The sequence below is a fragment of the Vibrio lentus genome (assembly GCF_002875945.1).
Classification (GTDB): domain Bacteria; phylum Pseudomonadota; class Gammaproteobacteria; order Enterobacterales; family Vibrionaceae; genus Vibrio; species Vibrio apostichopi.
In genome coordinates this window covers 18,153-41,827 of record NZ_MCZK01000168.1, presented here as the reverse complement: position 1 = coordinate 41,827, position 23,675 = coordinate 18,153, and the positions used below count along the sequence as shown (strand labels likewise).

The 23,675-nt window shown below is 44.0% G+C and carries 21 protein-coding genes; 9 read left to right on the top strand and 12 right to left on the bottom strand.

The window, feature by feature from the left end; genetic code table 11:
* Positions 1-56: 56 nt before the first annotated feature.
* The 7 genes from BCT49_RS22230 to BCT49_RS22200 form a co-directional block, all read right to left on the bottom strand.
* The gene (locus tag BCT49_RS22230; protein ID WP_102438246.1) at positions 57-299 is read right to left on the bottom strand and encodes a hypothetical protein; all 243 of its coding nucleotides are present in this window, start codon (positions 297-299) and stop codon (positions 57-59) included.
* 69 nt (positions 300-368) lie between these two features.
* On the bottom strand, positions 369-1,487 hold the full coding sequence (locus tag BCT49_RS22225) for an HlyD family secretion protein (RefSeq protein WP_102438244.1): 1,119 nt from the start codon (positions 1,485-1,487) through the stop codon (positions 369-371).
* The gene (locus BCT49_RS22220) at positions 1,487-1,795 is read right to left on the bottom strand and encodes a DUF3302 domain-containing protein (protein ID WP_102438242.1); all 309 of its coding nucleotides are present in this window, start codon (positions 1,793-1,795) and stop codon (positions 1,487-1,489) included. Before BCT49_RS22220 ends, BCT49_RS22225 begins: the two co-directional genes overlap by 1 nt.
* A gap of 179 nt (positions 1,796-1,974) precedes the next feature.
* A complete protein-coding gene (locus tag BCT49_RS22215; RefSeq protein ID WP_102438240.1) occupies positions 1,975-2,874 on the bottom strand; it encodes a LysR family transcriptional regulator in 900 nt (299 codons plus the stop codon).
* Between the two features lie 225 nt (positions 2,875-3,099).
* The gene (locus BCT49_RS22210; RefSeq protein ID WP_102438238.1) at positions 3,100-3,345 is read right to left on the bottom strand and encodes a hypothetical protein; all 246 of its coding nucleotides are present in this window, start codon (positions 3,343-3,345) and stop codon (positions 3,100-3,102) included.
* 199 nt (positions 3,346-3,544) lie between these two features.
* Entirely contained in the window at positions 3,545-4,426 is an 882-nt protein-coding gene (locus tag BCT49_RS22205) for a DMT family transporter (protein ID WP_102438236.1), read from the bottom strand.
* Between the two features lie 143 nt (positions 4,427-4,569).
* Positions 4,570-5,901 carry an MFS transporter gene (locus BCT49_RS22200; RefSeq protein ID WP_102438234.1) on the bottom strand — a complete coding sequence of 444 codons (1,332 nt, stop codon included), beginning with the start codon at positions 5,899-5,901 and terminating at the stop codon, positions 4,570-4,572.
* Between the two features lie 318 nt (positions 5,902-6,219).
* Between BCT49_RS22200 and kduD the strand changes: the two genes are divergently transcribed.
* The 4 genes from kduD to BCT49_RS22180 all read left to right on the top strand — a co-directional run bounded on the left by kduD (position 6,220) and on the right by BCT49_RS22180 (position 10,064).
* Complete coding sequence (kduD, locus tag BCT49_RS22195; protein ID WP_102438232.1) at positions 6,220-6,981, top strand: 2-dehydro-3-deoxy-D-gluconate 5-dehydrogenase KduD; 762 nt, start codon at positions 6,220-6,222, stop codon at positions 6,979-6,981.
* A 52-nt stretch (positions 6,982-7,033) separates the two neighbouring features.
* Positions 7,034-7,672 (top strand): RpiB/LacA/LacB family sugar-phosphate isomerase, encoded by a 639-nt coding sequence (locus tag BCT49_RS22190; protein WP_102438230.1) that lies wholly within the window; start codon positions 7,034-7,036, stop codon positions 7,670-7,672.
* A gap of 375 nt (positions 7,673-8,047) precedes the next feature.
* Positions 8,048-8,770: a helix-turn-helix domain-containing protein gene (locus BCT49_RS22185; RefSeq protein WP_198595894.1), complete on the top strand. Its 723-nt coding sequence runs from the start codon at positions 8,048-8,050 to the stop codon at positions 8,768-8,770.
* Positions 8,771-8,870: 100 nt separating this feature from the next.
* On the top strand, positions 8,871-10,064 hold the full coding sequence (locus BCT49_RS22180; RefSeq protein ID WP_198595893.1) for an MFS transporter: 1,194 nt from the start codon (positions 8,871-8,873) through the stop codon (positions 10,062-10,064).
* Between the two features lie 195 nt (positions 10,065-10,259).
* Here the strand turns inward: BCT49_RS22180 and BCT49_RS22175 are convergent, their stop codons facing one another.
* Positions 10,260-11,417 (bottom strand): DUF1254 domain-containing protein, encoded by a 1,158-nt coding sequence (locus BCT49_RS22175; protein WP_102438223.1) that lies wholly within the window; start codon positions 11,415-11,417, stop codon positions 10,260-10,262.
* Positions 11,418-11,658: 241 nt separating this feature from the next.
* Between BCT49_RS22175 and BCT49_RS22170 the strand changes: the two genes are divergently transcribed.
* Both BCT49_RS22170 and BCT49_RS22165 read left to right on the top strand, forming a co-directional pair.
* The gene (locus BCT49_RS22170; RefSeq protein WP_102438221.1) at positions 11,659-11,862 is read left to right on the top strand and encodes a hypothetical protein; all 204 of its coding nucleotides are present in this window, start codon (positions 11,659-11,661) and stop codon (positions 11,860-11,862) included.
* A 146-nt stretch (positions 11,863-12,008) separates the two neighbouring features.
* Positions 12,009-12,932 (top strand): LysR family transcriptional regulator, encoded by a 924-nt coding sequence (locus BCT49_RS22165; RefSeq protein ID WP_102438219.1) that lies wholly within the window; start codon positions 12,009-12,011, stop codon positions 12,930-12,932.
* 34 nt (positions 12,933-12,966) lie between these two features.
* Here the strand turns inward: BCT49_RS22165 and BCT49_RS22160 are convergent, their stop codons facing one another.
* Positions 12,967-13,875, bottom strand: a complete 909-nt coding sequence (locus tag BCT49_RS22160) for a LysR family transcriptional regulator (RefSeq protein WP_102438217.1) — start codon at positions 13,873-13,875, stop codon at positions 12,967-12,969.
* Positions 13,876-13,979: 104 nt separating this feature from the next.
* On the opposite strand from BCT49_RS22160, the gene BCT49_RS22155 reads away from it, so the two are divergent.
* A complete protein-coding gene (locus tag BCT49_RS22155; protein ID WP_102438215.1) occupies positions 13,980-15,281 on the top strand; it encodes a serine hydrolase domain-containing protein in 1,302 nt (433 codons plus the stop codon).
* Between the two features lie 101 nt (positions 15,282-15,382).
* Here the strand turns inward: BCT49_RS22155 and luxN are convergent, their stop codons facing one another.
* Both luxN and BCT49_RS22145 read right to left on the bottom strand, forming a co-directional pair.
* On the bottom strand, positions 15,383-18,028 hold the full coding sequence (luxN, locus tag BCT49_RS22150; protein ID WP_102438213.1) for a quorum-sensing autoinducer 1 sensor kinase/phosphatase LuxN: 2,646 nt from the start codon (positions 18,026-18,028) through the stop codon (positions 15,383-15,385).
* Positions 18,021-19,256 carry an acyl-homoserine-lactone synthase gene (locus BCT49_RS22145; protein WP_102438211.1) on the bottom strand — a complete coding sequence of 412 codons (1,236 nt, stop codon included), beginning with the start codon at positions 19,254-19,256 and terminating at the stop codon, positions 18,021-18,023. Before BCT49_RS22145 ends, luxN begins: the two co-directional genes overlap by 8 nt.
* Before the next feature lie 439 nt (positions 19,257-19,695).
* Here BCT49_RS22145 and BCT49_RS22140 point away from each other — a divergent pair, with 439 nt between their 5' ends.
* Both BCT49_RS22140 and BCT49_RS22135 read left to right on the top strand, forming a co-directional pair.
* Positions 19,696-22,155, top strand: coding sequence for a M9 family metallopeptidase (locus tag BCT49_RS22140; protein WP_102438209.1), 2,460 nt, complete (start codon positions 19,696-19,698; stop codon positions 22,153-22,155).
* 257 nt (positions 22,156-22,412) lie between these two features.
* Positions 22,413-22,814: a cystatin domain-containing protein gene (locus tag BCT49_RS22135; protein ID WP_102438207.1), complete on the top strand. Its 402-nt coding sequence runs from the start codon at positions 22,413-22,415 to the stop codon at positions 22,812-22,814.
* Positions 22,815-22,931: 117 nt separating this feature from the next.
* Here BCT49_RS22135 and BCT49_RS22130 read toward each other — a convergent pair whose 3' ends face one another.
* A complete protein-coding gene (locus BCT49_RS22130) occupies positions 22,932-23,525 on the bottom strand; it encodes a hypothetical protein (RefSeq protein ID WP_102438205.1) in 594 nt (197 codons plus the stop codon).
* Positions 23,526-23,675: the final 150 nt, after the last annotated feature.

Here is a 23,675-nt window from a genome sequence, read left to right as displayed (position 1 = left end):
GCCATTCAACCAAGTAACTTAAGCGCGTCTATGTACCTTACCGCCATACTTCAGGGCTATTTTAGTAATCGTTGTTGGATGATAGTGATATCGCAGTAATAAAGGTCTTTGCTTTGGATTACATCGTCTTCGTCAATGATTAACACGGCGTCTCCTTTGTCGATAGCGTTGTCAGCTGAAAGTTGTGCTTCGTTATCGTAAAACACTATGTATCCAGCAAACGTCATACTCGTGAAGAGCAATAAGAGCGCGACAAGCACGCTCTTTACGGTTGTATTAGTGATGTGAATTGAGTTCATTCTGGTTTCTCTACTGGTTTGAATTCAATGGCATTAAATTCATAAGTTATTGTTTTTGAGTGCTAAACGCTAACCTTCAAAAACCCAGTTTTGCCAACTTTGCATGCGTAGAATTACTTTGCGTACGATAGAGAACATTTCCCACTTCGGTGAATACACGGCGACATGCGCGTCTGTACCGGCAGGGATAGGTTGACCATCCAATAGCTCAGGTTGAACAAGCTCAACTTTCACTAATACGCGACCACCGACTCTTTGAAGAGGATCATTTAGATTACCCGATGGTGTGACGGCACCTTGTTTGAAGATGTCTAATACATCGACGACTTTTGCTCGGTAAGCATGACCGGGAATGGTTTTGAAGGTCACTTCTGCTTCGTAGCCGGGTTTGATATAACGCGCTGGGTTTTGTTTGAATGCAGCGACAATGGTTTTAGATTCGTCATGTACAAAAGTTAGGTTTCCTTGGAAAGGGACGACACGGCTTTTCATGCCTGGGCGCAACGCTACCTGTGTGACATAGCCATCTGTCGGCGCAACCACCAACGTTTTATTGAGGTCGAACTGAGCTTTATCGAGCTCGGCAAGGTGAACCTTTTTTGCGGCCAATTGTTGTGCAATCTTCGAGTCAGCCACGTTCAATTGAATGTGGTTTTGTGCCTGAACTGCTTTGAGCTCTGCAATGGAGTCAGTAAATTTGTCTACTTTTGTTTGAGAGGCGAAATCACTTTTTGCCAGCTCGATAAAACGGCTCAATTCCTTTTCATTGAAGACAAGTTGAGCTTGTGTTTTCTTGATTGATTCGCGGATGTTTTGTTTAGATAGAAGCAATTCATCAATGGTGGCGTTCGCCGCAGTGACTTCTGCTTTGGCTCTGTCTACTGTTGCTTGAAATGGAGTTGGGTCAATTTGGTACAGAGGAGCGCCTTTCTTCAAAGCAACATTGCCTCGCACAAAAACGTCGGTGACTTCACCCGAAACTTCTGAGGTGATTGGGGTGGTAACACTATATACACCGGCCACTCTTGCTACTGGTTGATACATCGCCATGTATAAGAATATCCAACCGACTAAAAAAGCCCCGATGACAGTCGCGGTGGTAATTGTCCATTTGTTTTTAGGCAGCTTCAATACACGAAATACAATCACACACAGTGCGACATAGCTTAAAATTATCAACGTTTCCATTACTGTTCCCCTTCGCTTTTTGCTTGCAGCGCATCGATACGTTTTTCCAGCTCATCGAGCTTTGATTGTTCTGTATTCGTTGTTCTCAAAGGCTCACTCAACATGGCCCAAACCCAAAGTAGTGGCCACATGACGTGTAAGAAAAAGAGGCTGACCCAGCCGGCTACGTGGATGGCATCTTGATGGGGGTGATTGCGTTTTACAGCAATTTCATAAGGAATATCGTGAATAACAATGAGTCCGTACACCAAAATCAGTAGTACGAGGATCAGAATACCCAAAGATAAGTAATCTAAAGTAAGGTTCATAATGTTCTCTCTATTACAGATGAAATCGACCATTAATTTCAGCAGAATCAGAGAGCATAAAAGTTAACCCTTACCCAATCGATAGGGTAAAGGTTAAATGACATTTAAGTATTACTTAATCCAGAGTGCGGTTTGGCTTAATTAAAGAGATAAGGGGCTTAATTAGAGAAGGAGTGGGCTTAAGTGAGGGATTGAGTGGCGGAAATTAACGCATCACGAAACCACTTATGTCCATTGTCATTACGCTGAGAATGATGCCAAGTCATATAAATGGGCACTGGCTCAGTTGAAAATGGTAACTCAACAATTCGATATTTATCATTTTTGGATACTTTCTCTGCAATGGAATTCGCTGTTACACACAGCCAGTCTGTCTGGCTAGCCAATACCAATCCAGTGAGTGCGGAACTTGTTCTGTAAGCAATTTTACGTACAGGTAGCGGTACGTTACTGACTGAATCAAGGGTGTAGTTATTCATTCTTTGTGTTTGCCAAATGATGTGTTCTTCGGCAAAAAACTGCTCCATCGTCATACTGTCTTGAATTCGAGAGTGACTCGCATTCAGAACCACCACAAGGCGTTGTTCAAACAGTTTCTCGTTGTAGTAACCATGCTCCTCTAAGGGAACCGTCGACAAAATAACATCGACTTTTCGTTGTCTTAAATCGGCTTGTCGTGATTGCTCATCAAGGTGCTCAATGTCAGCTTCAATATTGGTGTTGGGCGCATGCTCGGTTCGATACTTGGTTAATGTGGGAACGACCAATATATCGATGTCTTTGTGGCTGGATATTCGGAAGGTACGGCGACTATTTTGGGCATCAAAGTGTTGGCGAGATTTAGACCCATTTAAGAGTAAATTCAAAGGCTCTTGCACTTCCGCGTGCAACTCAACAGCAAAGTTTGTCGGAGTAATACCACGTCCTTCGCGTATGAATAAAGGGTCGTTGTATTGTTCTCTTAACCGGTTGAGGGATTGGCTTACTGCAGGGGCTGAAATCCCTAATGCTTCCGCTGCAACGTTCACACTACGAGCTTTCATTACCGCATCTAGAGTTTTGAGAAGGTTGAGATCCATTAAACAAACCATTTAAGCTACCGTTAATAATAATTAGATTATGGTTGAATCTAAGCTTAATACTAGTCATCGATGCCGTGCTTATCGATTTTCTGACAAGAAATTAACTGTAGTGCTGAGCTGCTTGTTTGTTGTTGCTTTTTCATCGATGCTGTCCACACCTAAGCCAGTGTGAACGTTCTCGATGATGAGTAAATCCGTGATCAGTCTTTATTGGTGCTAACACTATATTGCTGGTTGTGGTGATGAGTCGGTATTGTGATTTTGCGTTAGCTTCTGAGTCTCAGCGGTTTCTTCTTCATCTACAGGCACAAAATGCTTATCTGTTAGCGTCACTGTCATTGCTTCATGCTTCACTGTTATGGTCGACGCTTCTGATTGGGCTTCGTTTGTGGTCACAGGTTCTGCGAATGCCATTAGTGAGGTTGTAAATACGATTGTTGCTAGTGCGATTTGAGCGAGTGTTTTCATTTGGCTGTATCCTATTGGGTAAGTGGAGATTACAAATAGCTGATACGTGCACTATAGAAACTATGTGGAAGTGGTTCTTATCATTTTACGCCACCGTAAAACTTATATGGCGGCGTGATGTATTTATCATGAGTATGGATTAAAGGTCAGTTTGCTCACTTTTGTTCGGCCAATACTTACCTTGGTAGCGTCGGTCAAACTACTGCCACATTACCAACACAGCGGCGATAGAAAGCAAGATCAGCGCAAGAATGTCTTTGCGAGCAATGCTTTGCCCTAACCAGAAGTAAGAGATTAATACCATAAAGACCACTTCGATTTGCCCTAATGTTTTTACATAAGGCACGGCTTGAAGTGACATCGCGCTAAACCAGCCAAGAGAACCAATCACACTTGCTAGACTTGTCATCACCACCAGTTTCGACTTGGTAAATATCTGGCGCAATGTGTCGCGTTCTCTGAAAAAGAGATACGTACAGATAATCACTGTCTGAAGGGAAATGACGAGGAACAGCACCCATGCAGCGCTATGAGGGAAGGGTAGGCCGATGCTTAAGCTGGCTTCTCGAACCCAAAGAGACGTTAAAGCAAAGGCGGTGCTGCAAGCCATACCTAAGAGAAAGACTTTGGGAGAGAGGCTTCGCCAGCCGGAAGAGCTGCTCATGATCAACACGCCCAAGGTACCAACAAGTACACCAACCCACCCAGTAATAGTCAGAGCGGTGCCAAAAAACAGTACGGACAATACCGCTGAAACCGGAGCCTCACATTTGGCTAGCCCTGCACCTATTGCATAGTTCTCTAGTTTAAACAGCATCACCATCAAGCCTGTCGCGAGGATCTGCATAATCGCAGCAGCAACAATGTAGAAAACAAACTCACCGGAAAAATTAGGCACTGAGACTGGTTGCCATTGGTACAGCGAATAGAGATAAATAAGCGCGATTGGGCCTGCCCAAATAAAGCGAGCTAACGTCACGCCAGCCACACTCATTGTGCCCGCTAATTTACTTTGAAATGCATTGCGCCAAGATTGGCTGAAGGCTGCGAGAAGAGTAAAGGCTATCCAACTAAAAGACATGACGCTTCCATGTGTAATGTAATTTGATGATTATCTTAACAAAAAATCACATGATAAGAAGCGACATGGTCTATTTATAGCCAGAGGCTCACTTTTACTCTCTATTCGGTATCAGTACGTTCTTGAAAAGATCGACGCTTTTTTCAAAAGATCGGCTGTTTCTTGTTTTTGAAATAGAACAACGCGCTAATCAAAACGAACAATAAGGCGAAGTAGTAGCAGAACGAAGATAGCGATGCTAGGAAGGCGAGGTTCTGTTCTATCTCTTGCTCGGTGTAATTATTAGAGACCAACTTATAGTAGTAGGCATACAAAATACCGATCAAGCCATACCCAAGGTTAAACATCAGGCCTTTGAAGCTGAGGACGGTCGCTCGGTTGTGTGACTCGGTCTTTTTGTTCAGATGGTAGCTAATGAATATGTTCATCGTCATGATGATAAAGATCAGCACCAGCGCAGGAATTACGCCATAAATCGACCAACCTAAACTGATCCAATAGTAGGTCGCCATGCTCGCTAACCCCATGACCACAATGAAGGTTTTAGGCTCGATGCTTTCTGCCAATCTACGGCTTTGTCCCGCCAATATGATTTTGAGCAAACTGATTCCTGCGCCAATAAAACCGAAGTAGATAATAGGAATATCGATGGCGAGATAATATTGGCTGTTCATGGTTAAGAACATGCGTGAAGTGTGTTCGAACAGACTGTAGTACAGCAAGATGAACAGCACGTAAGGCGTAGCAAGTACCCACTTACCTGTGTCAGCCGTTAATTTAAGGCTGGCGATGGTGGTTGCTAATTTGGTTTGGTCGCTTGGCATCACCTTTTTCTCTTCGCGCATGTTAACTGCGGCATAAATGGCGATCATAGCGACAAACAGAGTAGCGAAAACAGGGATGCGCATGAGGTCTTTGGTGCTTTCTGGCTCTGCTAATCCGAGGGCATGAAAGATGTTCGCCATAAAATTCACGTCGTACATCGCAGCACCAATCAAGGTGACAAAGATACCCACACTAGAGGCGACACGAAGCTGGATTTGTAACACTCGCGGCCATAATTCTTCGTTACCTTGCTCTTTCAAAGTGTCGTAAGCCAGTGCCTCGTCGGCTCCACTTGCCAGTGCCATTGCTAGCCCGCTGAGTATCCGGTTGACCAAGAAGACCATGAACACCAAGTTAGCGTCTCCGGTCGGCACGAGCGCGATCATCGCGATCTCAATGAACATCACAATCGAAGACAACACCACAAGCTTTTTGCGACCTAAGGTATCGGCGAACGCCCCAGATGGAACTTCTGCAAGCACGATGGTCGCCGCCCAAACTACGTTGAGCATGGCAAATTGAGAAAGGGTTAAGCCGTAGTCTAAATAGAGTAGGGTGAAAATAGGGTAATAAAAACGCGCAAAGTAACTACTTCTGAACATCAAGAAGTAGCGGACATTGGGAATTTTCAGGATTTCTCTGAGCGTCATGATAATTTCAGTACTTTAAATAACACATTATTATGTATAAACCGTTTTGCCTTATAAATCATGGAATTGTTGCCATAATCCTAAGTTAACTGATTTATAGAATGCTCTGGCGTTCTATTCCTAATCGGTTGCAGATTCACTCCTCTTTAAATCACCATTCCATCTATTTATTTTGTTGTTCTCGTTTCAACTTGTAAGACTGATTTTGGTTCAAGATCGAACTTCTACAACGTCGATCTCGTATTTACATCTTATTGTATGATTTAATTATTGGTAATAACGATACGCAATGAATCCAATGTAGTTGAGGAAGCGAGCATGATCTTAGAGTCATTCAACCTGGAAGGGAAAGTAGCGGTAGTGACAGGCTGCAACACGGGGCTTGGGCAAGGTATTGCATTAGGCCTAGCGGAAGCCGGTTGTAAAGTTGTCGGTGTTAACCGTACAGAGCCTGAAGATACTATTGAGAAAATGAATGCAGCAGGCCATACGTTCCTGAACGTTAGTGCAGACCTTCTCGATCAAGCGTGCATTCCTGGGATTATAGAGCGCACTTTGGCTGAGTTTGGTCAAGTCGACATTCTCGTGAACAATGCCGGAATTATTCGTCGCCAAGATGCTATTGAGTTCTCAGAGCAAGATTGGGATGACGTAATGAATGTGAATACCAAGACTGTGTTCTTTATGTCTCAGGCGGCTGCAAAGCAGTTTAAGGCTCAAGGCACTGGCGGAAAGATCATTAACATTGCATCGATGCTCTCATTCCAAGGTGGCATTCGAGTTCCTTCCTATACGGCTTCAAAAAGTGCTGTGATGGGAGTGACACGTGCGATGGCGAACGAATGGGCGCGCGACAAAATCAATGTGAATGCGATAGCACCCGGTTATATGGAAACGAACAATACTCAAGCTCTGCGTGAAGATGCCGTGCGCAATCAAGCGATCCTTGAGCGCATTCCGGCTGAACGTTGGGGCAAACCGCAAGACATTGCAGGTCCTTGTGTGTTCTTAGCATCATCAGCATCGGACTACATTAACGGCTACACCATCGCTGTTGACGGTGGTTGGTTAGCACGCTAATTGGTTTCTATTCTAAATATTGAGTTTGCAGCAATCTTGCAGGAGAAGATAAATGAAAATCGCTTTAATGATGGAAAACAGTCAGGCAGGTAAAAATGCCATGGTTGCAGCTGAGCTAGAGTCAGTGGCTGGTGGCATTGGTCACGATGTTTTCAACTTAGGCATGACAGACGAGAACGATCACCACTTAACGTATATTCATCTCGGTATCATGGCGAGCATTCTGATCAACTCAAAGGCTGTGGACTTTGTTGTGACAGGTTGCGGTACAGGTCAAGGAGCTTTGATGTCACTGAACCTGCATCCGGGTGTGGTTTGTGGTTACTGCCTAGAGCCATCTGATGCGTTCTTGTTTAACCAAATCAACAACGGCAATGCTATCGCTCTTGCTTTTGCTAAAGGTTTTGGCTGGGCTGGTGAGCTGAATATCCGTTACATATTCGAAAAGGCTTTCACAGGTGAGCGTGGCCAAGGTTACCCATTAGAGCGAGCAGAACCACAGCAGCGTAATGCGGCTATTTTGAATGAAGTGAAAGCGGCGGTGGTAAAAGATAACTTTATTGATTCACTAAGAGCAATCGATCAAGAACTCGTGAAAACAGCGGTTGGCAGTGAACGTTTCCAACAGTGCTTCTTTGATCATTGCCAAAACCCAGACATTGCAGATTATGTTCGTTCACTTTTAGATTAACTCTAGCAAGAGCTTATTTGGCTGCTAGATGAAGATAGAAGATAAAAAAGAGGAGCCCTGAGGCTCCTCTTTTGTTTTGCTCGTGAACCTGATGGTTATTTTTGGCGTGAACAGATCATATGTGGCTCGCTTTAGATGATCAGTTCACACGTTTGAAGTTAGGCAACAAGGTTGCTGGTTTTGCGAGAAACTGTTGAGTCCTTGGTGCTCAATCATTGTCGCGTAATCGACAGCTATTGGCGTGAAACCCAAAATGGTTCTGTTTATTAAGAGATAGAATGAGGCAACAGGAATTAGAAAGCTTAAAGAGATAGATGGAATATCTACTTAAGATAGAGGCTATACTTAAAGCTTATCAATAAGATAATGGATGAAATGATTAATTTGGACGACTATCAAGTCATTGTTAAGCATCATGAGTCGCACTACTCAGGTGAGGTACATACTCATGATTATGCGCACTTAGCTTTTATACACCAAGGCTGCCAAATTCTATCGACTGACCAGCATAGTTTACTCTCTATGCCGGGCTCTTTAATTTATATTCCAGCGGGCGTACCACATCGTGCTGACTTTCTAAAACAATCACATGTTTCCTTACTTCGCCTGCCCCAAGATTCAACTCCTAATATCACTGATATATGCATATTGGACGTATCCCCCATAGTCGCTCAGTTATTCAGTGTTTGGGAAAATGGCGGCCCAGAACAAAAGCTCGTGACTCACTATGTGCACGTTCTAGTCGACCAAAGCATCCTTTGTAAACCAACCAATAACCCCCTAATCGCAAAGGGAGGGATGGACAGACGACTGTTACTGGTAATTGAAGCACTATCAAACAAACCTAACATCAAAATGTCTATCTCAGATTTATCTAAGCAAACTGGGGCTTCAGTTCGTACCTTAAACCGACTTTTTTTGTCTAGTTTCAAAGCCTCTTTTCGAGATATCCGACAAAAGGTGGTTATGGAGCGTGCTGAAAAAATGATGGCAAAAGGCATTAGCGCAACTGACATTGCATTCGAACTTGAGTACTCAAGCCTGTCTTCATTCTCCACTGCATTTAAAGAATATCAGAAAAAAGCACCCCAGAATTAAACTTGGCGCAATTTGTAAACACAGTGTCGTTTTACCCAAAACCTTAACGTGAGAATCTATTTAACATGATGCTCTGTTCTTAACGTTTATGGGAAAACGAGTGTCTAAAATAACCAATATATTTATCAGCATTTTAATGGCATCGAGCTATTTTTTTGCGTCGAGCATGTATACGCCAAGCTTTCCAGATATACAAAGTGAACTCCACACCTCCGAGGCGCTAGTACAACAGACGTTGAGTCTGTTTTTTATCGCTTTAGCATGCAGTCAACTTATCTGTGGGCCGTTGTCCGAGCGGTATGGGCGAAAGCCCGTCGCTATTCTTTCATCTTCGATTTTTGTCATTGGTTCAATGACTTGTCTGATGGCTGATAACATAGATATTCTGTTACTTGGTAGGATCATCCAAGGCTTAGGGGTTGGTGGCCTTTATCTGCTTTGCCGAACAATACTCCAAGACGCCTTCGAAAAAGCGGAACTCATGGGGATACTTGCTTGGTATGGGATTCTTTTTATGAGCCTACCCGGTTTAACGCTCATTTTAGGGGGATACCTGACTCAACACTTTGGTTGGCAAGGTAATTTTGTCTTCATGGCGTGTTTATCGATCGCAACACTATTGATTATCACATTCATGAAACGTGAAACGATCAGTCAGAAGAACCCTGATGCAATTAAGCCTAAACAGATACTAAAAGACTATGCTTTCATCACATCGAACGTAACGTTTCTGTGTTATTTGGCAATGATGTTTAGCGGGACTAGTTGCCTACTGCTTTTCCAAGTAACGGGTTCTTTTGTTGCTCAGAATCAATTTGATTTAACGGCCACAGATTACGGAATTGGATCAATGGTTTTGATAGCGAGTAGCGTTGCATCAAGATTAATTTGGAACCAGTTTCTGAAGAATCGTATCAGCGAAAATATGACTCTAGTTTATGGGAGCCTGATTCAAATTGTAGGCTGTGCTGTTATTACTCTAAGCCTTTTCGTGCATAGCTACTCATTAATGTTATTCGGCTTTTCATTGATGGCGTTTGGCTCTGCATTTTTACTTGCGATAGCTGGCGTCTCGGCATTGTATTTGTTTCCTAATCACAAGGGGCAGGTTGGTGCTATCTACGGTGCTCTGCAGATGGTTGGAGCATTTGGCTTTACGTTTTGTTTATCGCTCGTTCCGGCCACTCACGAAGTGATGGTTCTGAGCAGCTGGATATTGTCACTGATGAGCAGTGCCGCAATTATTATCATGTACATGTGCCAGCGAAAAACGTTTGAAATGCCTGTCGCTTAGTCGCAGGGCGTAATTAGACGCTCTAAGTACGTCTAGTCGGCTGCCGCGCTAAACGAAGGTGTTGTGTCTGGTGTAATAGAAAGTGAGGTACAGCACCGTCTTAACTAGATAAACTTATCCGTTAGCCATACATAATGATAAAACCATGCTTTACGCTGAAAGCATGGTTTTATTCGTGGTTAATGATTTATCGAATCACTGGTTACAAAAATCTTGTGTCGTGATTACCTTGCCGACTTCTGGCCCATAAAAACGTTCTACATAGTAATAGGGTTCACCTGTATTGACTGGCATCCAGTAGCTGCCATCTTTCGGATCTTCTACACTGAATGTGATTTGGATATTGCCATCTGCGTTTGGTTTAGTGTTATACGCGTTATAGACATCATTCGAGTTTGGCAAGGTGTTACGAGTCGCCGCGCTGTAGCGAGTAATAGACCAAAACTCTGAGACGTTATTTGAGTATGGCATTGTGACGACATAAGGCGTGTCACCGTTGAGGCTATCGCCATTACATTGATTGAAAATCCCAGTGTAATAGGCGTGATCCACAGGCAAGCCCAAGTGACCCACGATGGCAGCGGCGCGAACGCGAGGATCTTGTGATTTGGGCTCAACGCTGTCGATTGGGCCAAACATCCCGGTATTGTCAGTGATCTTTTGTGCGAAATACTGACCAGCCCATTGGAACATGGCTTGATGGTCTTCGCTGTCGTAGTTCACGGCTTCCGCCAGAATTCCTTCATTTTGCGGATAAACATCGTGGGTATCCAAAGTAAACTGGATAGCATTCTCGTATTCCAATTCACCGACTTTACCTGTTAGCTTGATTTCTTTTTGGATCGCTAATGTATTCTTTAGATCATCTTGGGTTTTCACCTGAGTTCGTATAAAGAGATGTGGGTAATCACTGCGGCTCTCTATCACCTTCCCATCAGAAATTGGGCCTTGATAGTCATGACGAACGAAAACATATTGGCCTTCAGGGCGTATTTCATCAAAGGTTACGTAGTGCTCTTGGTCGGTAACCATTATTGAAAAGTAACGATTCTCCTCGACTTTAGGCACCTCAAGAATAACTGGGCCACTGGTAAGATCAATGACGGCTTTTGTATAGAGATGGTCAAGGGCAGGGGTAACAACCGGGTCTGTACCTTCCGTTGGTAGTGTTGTGGTATGGAGTAGAACGTTGGTTCCGCCCGCCTGCTTTGCTGTCTCTTTCATGTACTCCGCATGGTGATACGCTTTATATGCATGAAGTTCGGCTAAGCTGGGTTCCACTGGGAAGTTATTAGCAAAAACACTGCCTGAGAAAAGTCCAGCTAACGCTACTGCAACGAGAGATGATTTCATTGTGTCCACCTTAAGGTCAGAAAGTTAGGTTTAGTCACAAACCTGTTTGTTGATGGCTCAGATCTTATCTCGACTAGCGATTTGCAAATAATGAATTAAATGAAAATAAGATATACCAAATTGTAATTTCATTGGTTCTCCTAGATATTCGCTAGGTGTATAACGCGAATATCAACAACTCATTTCAAAAGTATTCTTTTGGGAAATAGGATGGTGATGTATCCCAACAGGAGATTCTAAGATGAAAAAAACCACCGCTGCTGCTCTTATAATTACTAGCTTTGCTACGTTATTGATTCTACCTGCATTGGTTGAAGCCAATGAGGCGAGCTTAGATAACTATTTAAGTCTTGAAATTGCTGACCTGTCCCAGGTTACTGAGATTGTGAAAGGAGAACGTATAGAAGAATGCTTTAAGAGCTTGGAATTTAACTACCAGTCCTAATTACCAGTATTAACACCGTCGGAAAAGGAATTTTAAAACTAACTTGTTAACTCAAGCACACGGTTACCCTATGACGAGCACCAATATTCCTTATTGCTAAACAGCATGGTAGGCTCATTGATACGCATTGTTGATGGGGTTGGTAAATGAGTCAGTTAGATCTTAATTTATTAAAAGTGTTACGTGTACTGATTGAAGTGAAGAACACTCGTAAAGCGAGCGAATTGCTACACATCAGCCAACCCGCAGTAAGTCGAGCATTGAGTCGGTTACGAGATTACTTTGAAGATGAACTTTTTGTTCGCACCGCTCATGGTTTAGCGCCAACAAGCAAAGCACTAGAAATTGGTGCTCGGTTACCAACAGCTTTAGACAATTTGATGTTTGCAATTGAAGGAGACGATGAGTTTGACCCAGCACAGATCAATGAGAAGGTGTCTATCGCGATAAATGGCTTTTTAGCACAATGGTTGGCACCAAAACTTATTAAGTCTATCGTTAATGCTGCTCCTAATATCGAACTCCATATTACTAATTGGGAAGCCAATACTCCGAGTCAGATTACTCAAGGCAATATAGATATAGGAGTTAATTACTTCCCACTTAATTTGTCTAAACAGCTTGTGCAGCAAAAAATGGGAACGGACAGTTTTGTGGTCGTTACACGCAAAAATCATCCATTAGCAGCTAAAGACATTACCGCGGAACACTTTATAACTTATCCAATCGCATCACAGTTAATTCCAAGTTGGAATGAGGTCAGTAACCTTACAACAGAGGCGCTTAGGCCTTTTGCAATCGTTCCGAAAGTGCAGCTACGCAGTAGCCACCTCAATATCATTTTAGATACCATGTTAGTCACCGACCTGTTGTTCCCGTGCTCGAAATCGCTAGCGGTTCACCTACCATCAGAATTTAAATATTTCCCAATTAATGACGAGATAACGATTCCCGGTGGAGACTTTGCTACCGTTGTTTCAAACCAAGCTCGGCGACACCCGCTTCAACAATGGTTAAACGAGACCATCAAGAAGTGTTCTAGTGCTGAGTTGCTCAGCGAGTCGTTTTAAGTCTCGGCTAATACCGCACTGTATCGCCCTGTCATCAGAATGACTGATTTTTACGAAGTACTTGATTCTTAATTACTTTAGCGGCCACTTCGATGATTTGAGATTCTTGTTCAGACGCTTTAGAGGATAGGTTGTAAAACATAATGCAATCTTGCTGAATCATATTTGGCGCTTCTTGGAGCTCGATTTCACGTACCTCACCACTTTTGATGTATTGGGCTAGGTTCTCCTTAGGACACACAACCCATCCGTCTTGCTTTAGCTTTTCGATGAGCAGGCTTTGTGATGTGACTACTTCAAACTCGCTACTGATCTTGGTGTGCCTAAGCTCGTTTGCAATGTCATTCTCAGTGATTAATTGACGAAAGGTGGCCAGTTCAGCAATCGAAATCGACCGGTTTGGAATGCTGGAGTGAACAGACGTGAATAGGCTCAGCTGAAAAGATCCAAGGTTGATATTACCGATACCCGCACTTGGGTGTAAGTTGCCCATCCCAGGCATAATGGCAAACAGGGCATCTCCATCTTCTATCTGCTGTAAACAGTGGTTTCTGTCTCGTTGCAGCCAATTGATAAGCATGTGAGGATGAAGAGCCTTGATCTCAGACTCAATGCTAAGCAAAAGCTGACAAGGGATCGAGCTATCGTGATAAACGGTAATGTTGTTGAGCTCGCCTTTGTAAGCAGATAAGGCTATGTTTTCGAACTCTAACGATTGTCTCGCTAGTAACCGTGCTCTTGGGTAAAGACGATGAGCAATGTCCGTTGCAACTGCCTTTTTTCCTTCTATAGAAAACAGCTCCATTCCCATCAAATCTTCCAATGCATTGATTCTCTCTCGCACCGTAGAGCGAGCTTTATTTAATCTTTTACTGGCAGCACTGTAGCTTTGAAGCTCATAGACACTGGTGAAGCATGCCACCTGTTCATTCGAAATCATCATCTGATTACCTTTGTACTGTTTGGACGTACATTTTGGATTTATATGTTTGAACTTAGCAAAGTACTCTACATCCGTACACACAAGATTGTTAACGGAGATTTCAGATGAGAAAGTCGATTATTTCATTGGTCACTGCGGGCTTATTTTCGACAACCGCAATGGCGGATATCAAGCCTATGTCTACAGTGCCAGCAAAAGCGAATGAGCAAGTCACACTGGAGAACTGGACACATGCGCCATTCAATAAATGGGCTTTCCAGAACATAGGCATTCACCCAACGGTTATGGTTTCTCGAGATGGTGCGATCAACGAGATACCACAAGCGTTAAACGCTGAAGTCGCTCAACACAAATTTACCTATGACGGAGAAGAGCTGACTTTTCGTGATGCGATGATTAATGATCACACCGATGGCTACATTATTATCCAAGACGGAAAGATATTGCATGAAGAATACTTTGGTGACTTCACAGCAAGAGATCACCACCTGTGGGCTTCAAGTACCAAATCTTTGGTTGGTCAGGCTTTAGGTTTGTTGGTTGAGCAAGGTAAGGTTGATGTTGAGAAAAAGGTCAGCACATACATCGAAGAGCTTAAAGGAACACACTTTGGTGAGCAGACTCTGCGTACTTTGCTGAACATGACCTCTGCGATTGATTACAGCGAAGATTATGTAAACATGGCTCCGGGGGATGTGCATTTCGAATACTTCCGCCGATTAGGTTTTATTCCAGCGTACGACTTGCTGGCATTGGACCCAACAAAGACAGATAAGCCTCGTGATTTGCTGAGCTTCTCTGCGATGTTTGAGCAGAATGAAAATTTAAAGGTGAACGATAAGTTTGAATACCACAGCCCGAACGTTGATGTTATTGGTTGGGTTGTCGCTCGCGTTTCCGGTCAAACGCTTGACCAATTTATTGCTGACAACATTTGGAACAAACTTGGCACAGAGCATGATGCCTTCTTCATGACGGACATGAACTACAACCCAGTCGCAACTGGTGGTTTCAATACGACGCTTCGAGATTTTGCACGTGTTGGGCTGGCGATGGTTAACAATGGCGAATACAACGGCCAACAAGTCTTCTCTGAAAAGTGGGTCAAAGATAGCTTCAATATTACGCCGGAAGAAAATCGACACATGATGAACAGTGTCTACAAAGATACTGAGGCTCAAGTCTTTGATTCGCACTTAGAGGGCTACAAAAACTTCCTTTGGGTACATGACTCAGACAAAAATATTGCGACGTATCGAGGGGTGTTTGGTCAGTTCTTGTATATCAACCAAGACAAGAATGTCGTCATTGCTACGTTCTCTTCAGCAGAGAGTGCTTCGAATGCTGCACGTGAAGAATCAAAAGCGAGAGTGGAAGCTTTTGAGTCGTTAGCTAAGTCGCTTTAGCTATAGGTTGCTGAATATAAAAATCCCCTCAAGATAACCTCTTTAGGGGATTTTTTATTAACCATTGATGCGGTTGTCAGCCATCGAAAATTAGCGACCAACTATTCACTTTCAGCTTCTTTAGAAGCGTTGGGTGTCGTTTCTGTCTTCAACCAGTTATCAAGTACGTGTTGCAGCGCATCCAATGAGGTTGGTTTCTCTAGGCGGCCATCCATCAGCTTGCTGATCATGTCTAGCTCACGTTGTCCTGATTCACCAGACAAAGCAATGATCGGCGTATTCGGCGAGCGTGCCTTGATGATCTGGCTTGCGTCAAAGCCGTTCATGACTGGCATTTGCACGTCCATCAAAATCAAGTCGACTTGGTGCGTTCTAAACAGCTCAACGGCATTCTCACCGTTCTTTGCTTGTAGGCTGTTAACACCGAGTCGGCTCAAGTACATCTGAACCAGTGTGCGTTGTACCTCTTTGTCATCAACGATCAGCACGGTGGGTGCGAGATGATTTGATGCTGGTGGAGTTACTGTTTGCGCCTTTTCTGGCTCAGGTGCAGGTGCAGGTGCTGGCTCAGGATCGTTATCAGCACTTGGCGTTTGCTTCTCTGACTTTGTTTCAGCTTCGGCTTTATCTTCTGTCGGTTGGTTGTGTTTCCAATCGTTGAAATAAGGCGTACGTAGAGCATCTGCTTTCGGAGCATTTGGCACAACTGGGAAGTACAGATGGAATTCTGTAAACTCACCAAGCTTAGATTTACATTCAACTCGACCACCAAATGAACGCATTACACGTTGGCAATAACCTAAACCTAAACCACTACCGCCGCTCTTTTGATAAGAGAAGAAGTCATCGAAGATCTTGTGAGCAATGGCTTCATCAATGCCTGGTCCGGTATCTCGGAAAACGAGCACATTCTCGTAAGAGCCGGCTTTAGTACTGATCTCGATTTGGCTATCTGGATAGGAATCAAAGTAGTAGATCGCGTTACGGATCAGGTTGAAAATAACGAAGTTGAATAAGGTCTCATTCAGTTTTGCCACAAAATCAGCGTGTTGTGGTAGACGAATTCGCTCAATGATCTTCTCGTTCTCAAAGCCATAGTGGCTGACGGCCTGATCCACGGCCTTGTGAATCGAGGTCATGGTGATTGGCCCGTGCTCAGGTGAGCTGTCACTGACTTCTCGCAAGATGATATCAATCAGCTGTCGACCGCGTTGAATCGCAGCTTGGCCGTTCTCAATATCAAGTAGGATCTGCTTCGCTGGTGCCTGATTATCAATATGCTGCTTCAAAATTTCAAAGTGCAATTGTACTTGAGCTAGCGGGTTACGCATTTCATGGGCAATTGAGTTAGCCAATGCACGGCTTTGACGTATGCGTCTATCTGCTTCAATCGTGCTTTGTACACGCGTTAACAAGGTTTGCAGCGCAGAGATCTCTTCGTTAGAGAACATCTGGTCGTTACTCTTGTGCGATGAAACCAATAAGTGCGTAACGGACTTACCCTGACCAAACAAAGGCATCACTAAGGCGGTGTTGTTCGAACTCATCTTTTCATACAGAGCCTTGATCGAGCTTTTCGCAGGCGCGGTGTAATCTAACTCTTCAGACAGTTCGTCGAACACCAAAACAGACTTGTTCGTCGACAGGTAATCTTCGTAGAAGGTCTCGTTGTAGTTACTATTCACGAGGCGCAGCTTGTCTTCTGGGATTTGCAGTAGGCTACCCAAACGACGCATTGCATCATCAATTGATAGTTTGAAATCTTCTTCCAATGCAAGGATTTGTTGGACGGGTGTTTTCTTGTTTCCGTACACAAAGAACGAGGCATAGCGGCTCACACGTTTATAGAGTACGTGCCAAGTCACCCCAATCAGTGCACAGATGGGGATTGCGATTAACCATTGGTTGTCGTCAGTCAGCGGGATAAAAATCGCGCCGAAAGGTATCACCAAAATAGCACACACCAGAAGTGCATTGAGGCTCATGTACGCCAGATATTTCACGCTGTAAAAACGAGACGTCAGCAGAGCATAGCCTACGAACAACATCTCACTAATAGACAAGGCGGGTGGTAGCCAAGTGAGTGAGAAATCACGTAAGAAGAAGGTCATGCCAAGGTGAATCGTTGCCGTCGACAGCATGAACACCAAGATACCCGCAATCATGTAACTGGTTTTGGTGAGTGTTAGCTTGTTGCTGTTGGCACGCATCGCGACTAGATTGACGAGAGTCAGAACAACAAAGCTAATCATACCAATGAAGAAGTATGACGTGTGCGGGCCGAACTCAATGATGAACTGGCTTGGGCCTACAATGGTAACGTCTTCAACGGTTAACCCCGGGCTTAAATTAATAAAGAAGGAGTAGACAGTTAGGGTGACGAAAATAGCTTGTTGCCACACATGCACTTTACCATTGCGTTGCTCTGCGGCGAGCTGGCACGAGAAGTAATAAGCAAAGGCAAATGCAAAGAAAGAGGCGAGGTTGGCAAATTTCGCAGCCAACACAGCCGTTGATGCCCCAAGTTCTGGCAGTAAGTCGGTATGGAAGTAAGCATTACTGCTGATCCACGCAACAATACAGACAGAATAGGCGATGTACGCGACATGGTGTGTGCCCGCGATCGCTTCATTTTTGAGTTTAAGGCGATAGCAATAGTAGAGTAACCACATCACGACGATGGCCACCGTTGCCAGCAGTGTTATTGCTTTGGCATAGACGATTGCCTCTAGGCCGAAATCAAACATGTTCATCCTTTTTTACTGAACTTGGTTTTTCTACCGAGCTTGTGTTTTCTGCTGAGTCTAGCTTTCTGATCGCGCGCACTGCGTGTTTGTAGCGGCGAAAATCGGTGTCGTTGAATACCTTGACCATCAATTCAAAATTCCAGAATCCACGATAAATGGTGGTGCCATCATCGTTTAGTTCGCAATATCCAGAGTGGAAATATGCTTTGGGGTCAATGGCTTGATAAAACTGAAGCATGAAAGGTTGCTCGATAATAGTGAAGCCGATCTTATACCCAACTTGATGTAATACGCTCATCAGCTCTTTTTGAGCAAGATAAAGGAAGTAGAGTTTTTGTTGGGTGTTACCGCTGACTGTTAATCGCAACACTTCACAAATGGCTTGTGTATCAGACAATTGTAACTGGAATTGATTATCGAATTCTGGGAGAGAGTAACATTTTGACAGTGCCGACGGTGTGAAAAGCTGCAGTCCAGCGAGTTCATCGTAACCGTGCTTGGGTAAACAGTATTGCCATTGCTCATTGCTAAACGGCGGCGCATAGCTTAACCATGTTTCATTCTTTGACCAACCTTGAATCAACGCTGAAGAAACCAGAGTCGGGAAGGCTTCATCAATTGGATGTTTAAGTAGAATGAAGTGCTTACCGGTTTGTGAAAGGTGCAGTAAAGGCAACATCTCAAACCATTTCTCACCCTTGATGAAAACCTCAAGGTTGCTCAAAGCGATGGCATCACCGATTGGCATTCCTTGTGGGTGACTGGGTGTTTGCACTACAAGCGGATCATCTTCAATCTGTTCAATGATTGCACCATAGTAAGCGCTGTCTTTGATAGGCAGATCGATATAAAGGAGCGAGCTAATATCCAACGGAGATTTTGCTTTGATGGCGGCAATCTCGCACTCGCACCAAAAGTCCAACCAATGCATGTAACATTGGCCTGCTGCTTCCTCTAACAATGCCATCTCTGTCGATAGAGAACTTGGATAGCGTTGAATGAGATCGCGATAGTCCATCAATTCAAATAAAACGGAGAGGCTTTTGTTTTGGTGTTCTGGGAAGAACGATTCCAATAGTCGTCTACGATAGTCTGTGACGGTTTGAAACAAAGCGGTACGTTCTTGTGGCTGATAAGAGTTGATCATGAGCTCGATCAGCGCTTGTTGTTTCTTTTCGATAGACAGACTGCTAGCCAACAGTGAGTCTAAAGACGACGTTAATTTCATGGTGTGAACCTAGCCTAGGTTTATATAATTATTTTTATTTGATTTGCACCAGTCAACTCGACACGGATTTATAGTAAGTATTTGATATAAAGTTACTTTGGTGAACAATCATAACTCTAATTGTGTCTATTGTTTTTAAAAACAAGTTGCATAATCGAGCGCAAGTTTACTACTTGTGCTTACCCTTAACAATATGGGTTAGTCATGTACGAATTAATTAATGAATCCCTAAATTAGAGCCCTCTCAATCACTTATATGCTTTGCTCATGAATCGAGTTCTATTTATTCAATCCGAGCATAATCCTTTAGGTTTATAAATTAACGTAAAATATCTATTTTCTGAACCAAGCTCATAAATCATACGCAACTGCATTCACCTTGCTAATTGTAAGGAATATAACGGCGAGCCAAAATATATAATTAACTAATGAGTGTTGTATGTCTCATACCCGTTTATTTCCACGTCATCGTTTGGCGCTCGCTTGCATGCTTGCCAGTGTGTCCAATTTCTCTTTTGCTCAAAATCAGTGTGAGGTGCTTGATCTTCAACAGGCGTCCGATCTTGCACTCGCTGTCTCTTCGGCAGACAACCGTTGCTACAGTTCTTGGTTCTCTGCATCGGATAATTCACTAGACAGTATCTATAGCGAAGCAAGCCTAAGCCGTATTCAAGTGGCGCTGAACTTAGAGATCACCCGTTATCGAGGTGAGGCTGAACAAGCACGTAAACTTGAAAACCTTGGTGAGTTTGTTCGCGCGGCTTATTACGTTCGCTATAACGCGCAAGCGCAGGATTTCTCTGAGGCGTTAAGCCAACGATTTGCTCAATCTACCAATGCTTTTCTAGCGACCCCTAATGCGCTGGACCAAGGGCGAGAGCAAGTTGGGGTAATGAAAAGCCTGACGCTGATGGTCGATAACGTAAAGCAACTACCACTGACCATGGATGCGCAACTTGCGGCATTGAATCACTTTAACCGTGAAACAGCGCAAGACTCACAATGGGTAGACGGGCTAAATAATCTGTTCCGAGCAATGGCAGGACACGCGGCTAGAGATGACTTCTACGATTACATGGCCAGTCATACTCAACACATTGATACGCTGGCTGCATTCGCTCGTGATAACTCGTGGGCTTTAGATACTGATGCGAGCTTCCTTGTTTATAACGCCGTGCACGAAACAGGTCGTTTGTTGGCAAGCCCAGACAAAGCCACCAAAAACAAAGCTCTGCAAGTCATGCAGCAAGTGATGGTGCAAAATCCATTGGGCAGCGAGCACGATAAGCTATGGTTAGCGGCGGTCGAGATGATGAGTTATTTCGCACCGGAAGGCCTAAATGGGCTAGATCTAGAGCAAGCAAAACGTGATTTAGCAATGCGTGTACTTCCCAATCGTCATGAATGCCAAGGGCCAGCGATTATTCGCTCACAAGATTTAACGCAAGCACAAGCGATGGAAGCTTGTAATGTGCTGGCCGACAAAGAGGCCGAATTCCACCAAGTCGCGAACACGGGTCAACAACCTGTCGCCGACGATAACAATAACCGAGTTGAAGTGGCGGTGTTCGGCAGCAAAGGCAGTTATATCGATTACTCGTCGTTCCTGTTTGGTAATACCACAGATAACGGCGGTCAGTACTTAGAGGGCAACCCTGCAGAGGTGGGGAACGTGGCGCGTTTCGTAGCTTACCGTTACGCCAATGGCGATGACCTTTCAATTCTCAATTTAGAGCATGAGTACACTCACTATCTCGATGCGCGCTTTAACCAATACGGTTCCTATAGCGACAACTTGGCACACGGTTATGTGGTGTGGTGGTTAGAAGGTTTTGCCGAATTCATGCATTACAAGCAAGGCTACGATGCTGCGGTAAGCTTGATTAACAGCGGGAAGATGAGCCTATCGGATGTGCTTGCAACTACTTACTCTCATGATTCTAATTGTATCTATCGATGGGGCTACTTGGCTGTGCGTTTTATGATGGAAGAACATCCTCAAGAGGTGCAGAGCTTGTTGGCACTGTCTCGTACTGGTCAGTTTTCCGAATGGGCGCAACAAGTGAAAGTGCTTGGCCAGCAATACAATGGTGAGTTTGAGCGTTGGCTAGACACCGTTTCAAGTGAATCAACAGAGCCTACTGATCCCACAGAACCGACCGACCCTACAAATCCGACAGACCAAGCCATGGTGCTTACAGTGAACGAAAGTGTGGTGCTGAGCGGCAAGGCGTACAGCGAGCAGTTGTTCTACGTCGATGTACCAGAGAACACCACGTATTTTGAGGTTTCGATTGAAGGAGAAGTTGAAGGTCATGCTTTAGGCAAAAGCCAAGGTGATGCAGATCTTTATATGAGCTACAACAAAGAGGCGCATTACTATGATTTTGAATTCAGCCAATACGGTGATGGAAGCAATGAGATGGTGACGTTTGAGCCAGAGGCATCGGGCTACATCAAGCCGGGTCGCTATTACATGAGTATTGCAGGACGCACCGATTTTAATGACGTGACACTGTTGGCATCACTAGAGACAGAAACGCCGACACCTCCATCACAAGAACAAGATGACTTAACGCCAATAGTATTGGAATCCGGTCAGGCTCAAGTATTGACTGTGCACCAACGCCGTTATGCGGCGGTTTATGTTCCACAGGGCGTGCAAGAGGTGCGAGTGTGGCTGAATGATAAGAGTACTGAGCAACCAAATCGAGGCAACGTTGATCTGTTCGCCAGCCATGTATATTGGCCAACAGCAGGACAACATGACTATGCATCGGATTATCGAGGCAGCAACGAGTATCTGCAAATTCCTGTAACAGAAGAAGGCTATTTGCACTTTTTACTGAGTGCAGAACAGCAAGGGGATGATGTCGAGATGTTGGTGTTCTTTCACTAGCAAAACAGGCAGCAATTAAAAAGCACTAACGATAACGCCACCCAATCTAAATGACCTAAATATCAATTGAATAGATGGGTAAAAAGTCGGCAGCAGTGTCCGGCTTTGTTTTTCTGACAGTGCTCTGTATTTATAGAGTAGTTACACCATAATCTCTGATGAAGTAATGACATTTAAGGTCTATGCTTGCCTGCATATGAAACATCATTACGAGTAATCTCTCGTAAATGACTGAATGAACGATGTAGAGAGGATTCATGAAAAAAGTACGATTAACATCATTACTTGGATTAGCAGCCGTGTTTAGTGTCGCTGCGTTAGCTGGATGTAGTCAGGAATCTGATGTTCCTGCTCAACCGAAAGAGAAAGCGAATCCGATCTGTAGTACTAAAAACCTAACAGGTGGTTGGTCACAAAGTGATATCACGCCAGAAGCAAAACAAGCTTTAGATGTGGTTCTGGGACAAATGAATACCGCTGCGAAGCTTGATAAAATCTTGAGTGTTCGAACTCAGGTTGTCAGTGGTTTGAACTATGCTATCGATTTTGAGATGGATAATGGCGAAGTTTGGAACACCATTGTGTATCGTTCGTTGCAGGGTGAGATGATAATGACGCAAGAAGCGCAACAAGGTCGCCTGTGCCCATTGGTCAACTAGTCCGTTGATTTATTTGTCTATTGATCAACGAGCATGTAAATAACATCGCACACATAAAAATGGCTCCTACTTAGGAGCCATTTTTTATTCTGAATATTGCTTAAGTAATTAACTTTATTAACTGGTTAGTTCCGGCTCTGACAGCTCTGGTTCATAAAGCTCTTGCACACAAGCACGGCTGATGTCTTCATCAATGTAGGCCATTCCAAGCTTATTGAGATAGTCCATACGATCCGCAGTGCGCAGTTCGATGTCTGGGCCTGCGATGTTGTTCTCTTGGTAGATCCCAGTTAAGTGGGCCATGAATTGCTCGCCAACACTCATCATTAATAGGCTCATTGCACCAACATCCGGTCTTACTTTGGCTTGTTGTTTTTCAGATAGATTGACTGCTAATACGATAGGGCGCTCTTCACCCTCAAAACGAGTGCTGCGCTCACGAATAGTTTGCTGAGCCCAGTAGTAGGCCAGTTCTTTGCTCTGAGTTAAGAAGACTGGCTCAACGGATTCTGTGTAATTATTGCCAATCGTTGCCATGGTTTTTGACGCGGCTTCATTGAGTGCTTTGTCTCCTGAGCGTTTCAGCCCTTGGCCTTGGATTGAAGCGAGCAAGGCTGAAGATGTGCCGTGATACCAAGTATCACCAGTAGCGAAACCATTTTCTGACAGCAGTGTTTTAGCATCTTGTAGGTGTGTCGGTATTGAAGTCATAGGCACTCTCAATAAATAGGCATATCAATAAATAGGAAAATCAACAAATAGGAATGTGATCAGTTTAAACAGAATTTTTCAGGGTCACAGTGGTGTGGAACACAAATTTGAGGCTTTGAGATGAAGCCGGCAGTACAAGCTTCATCCCAA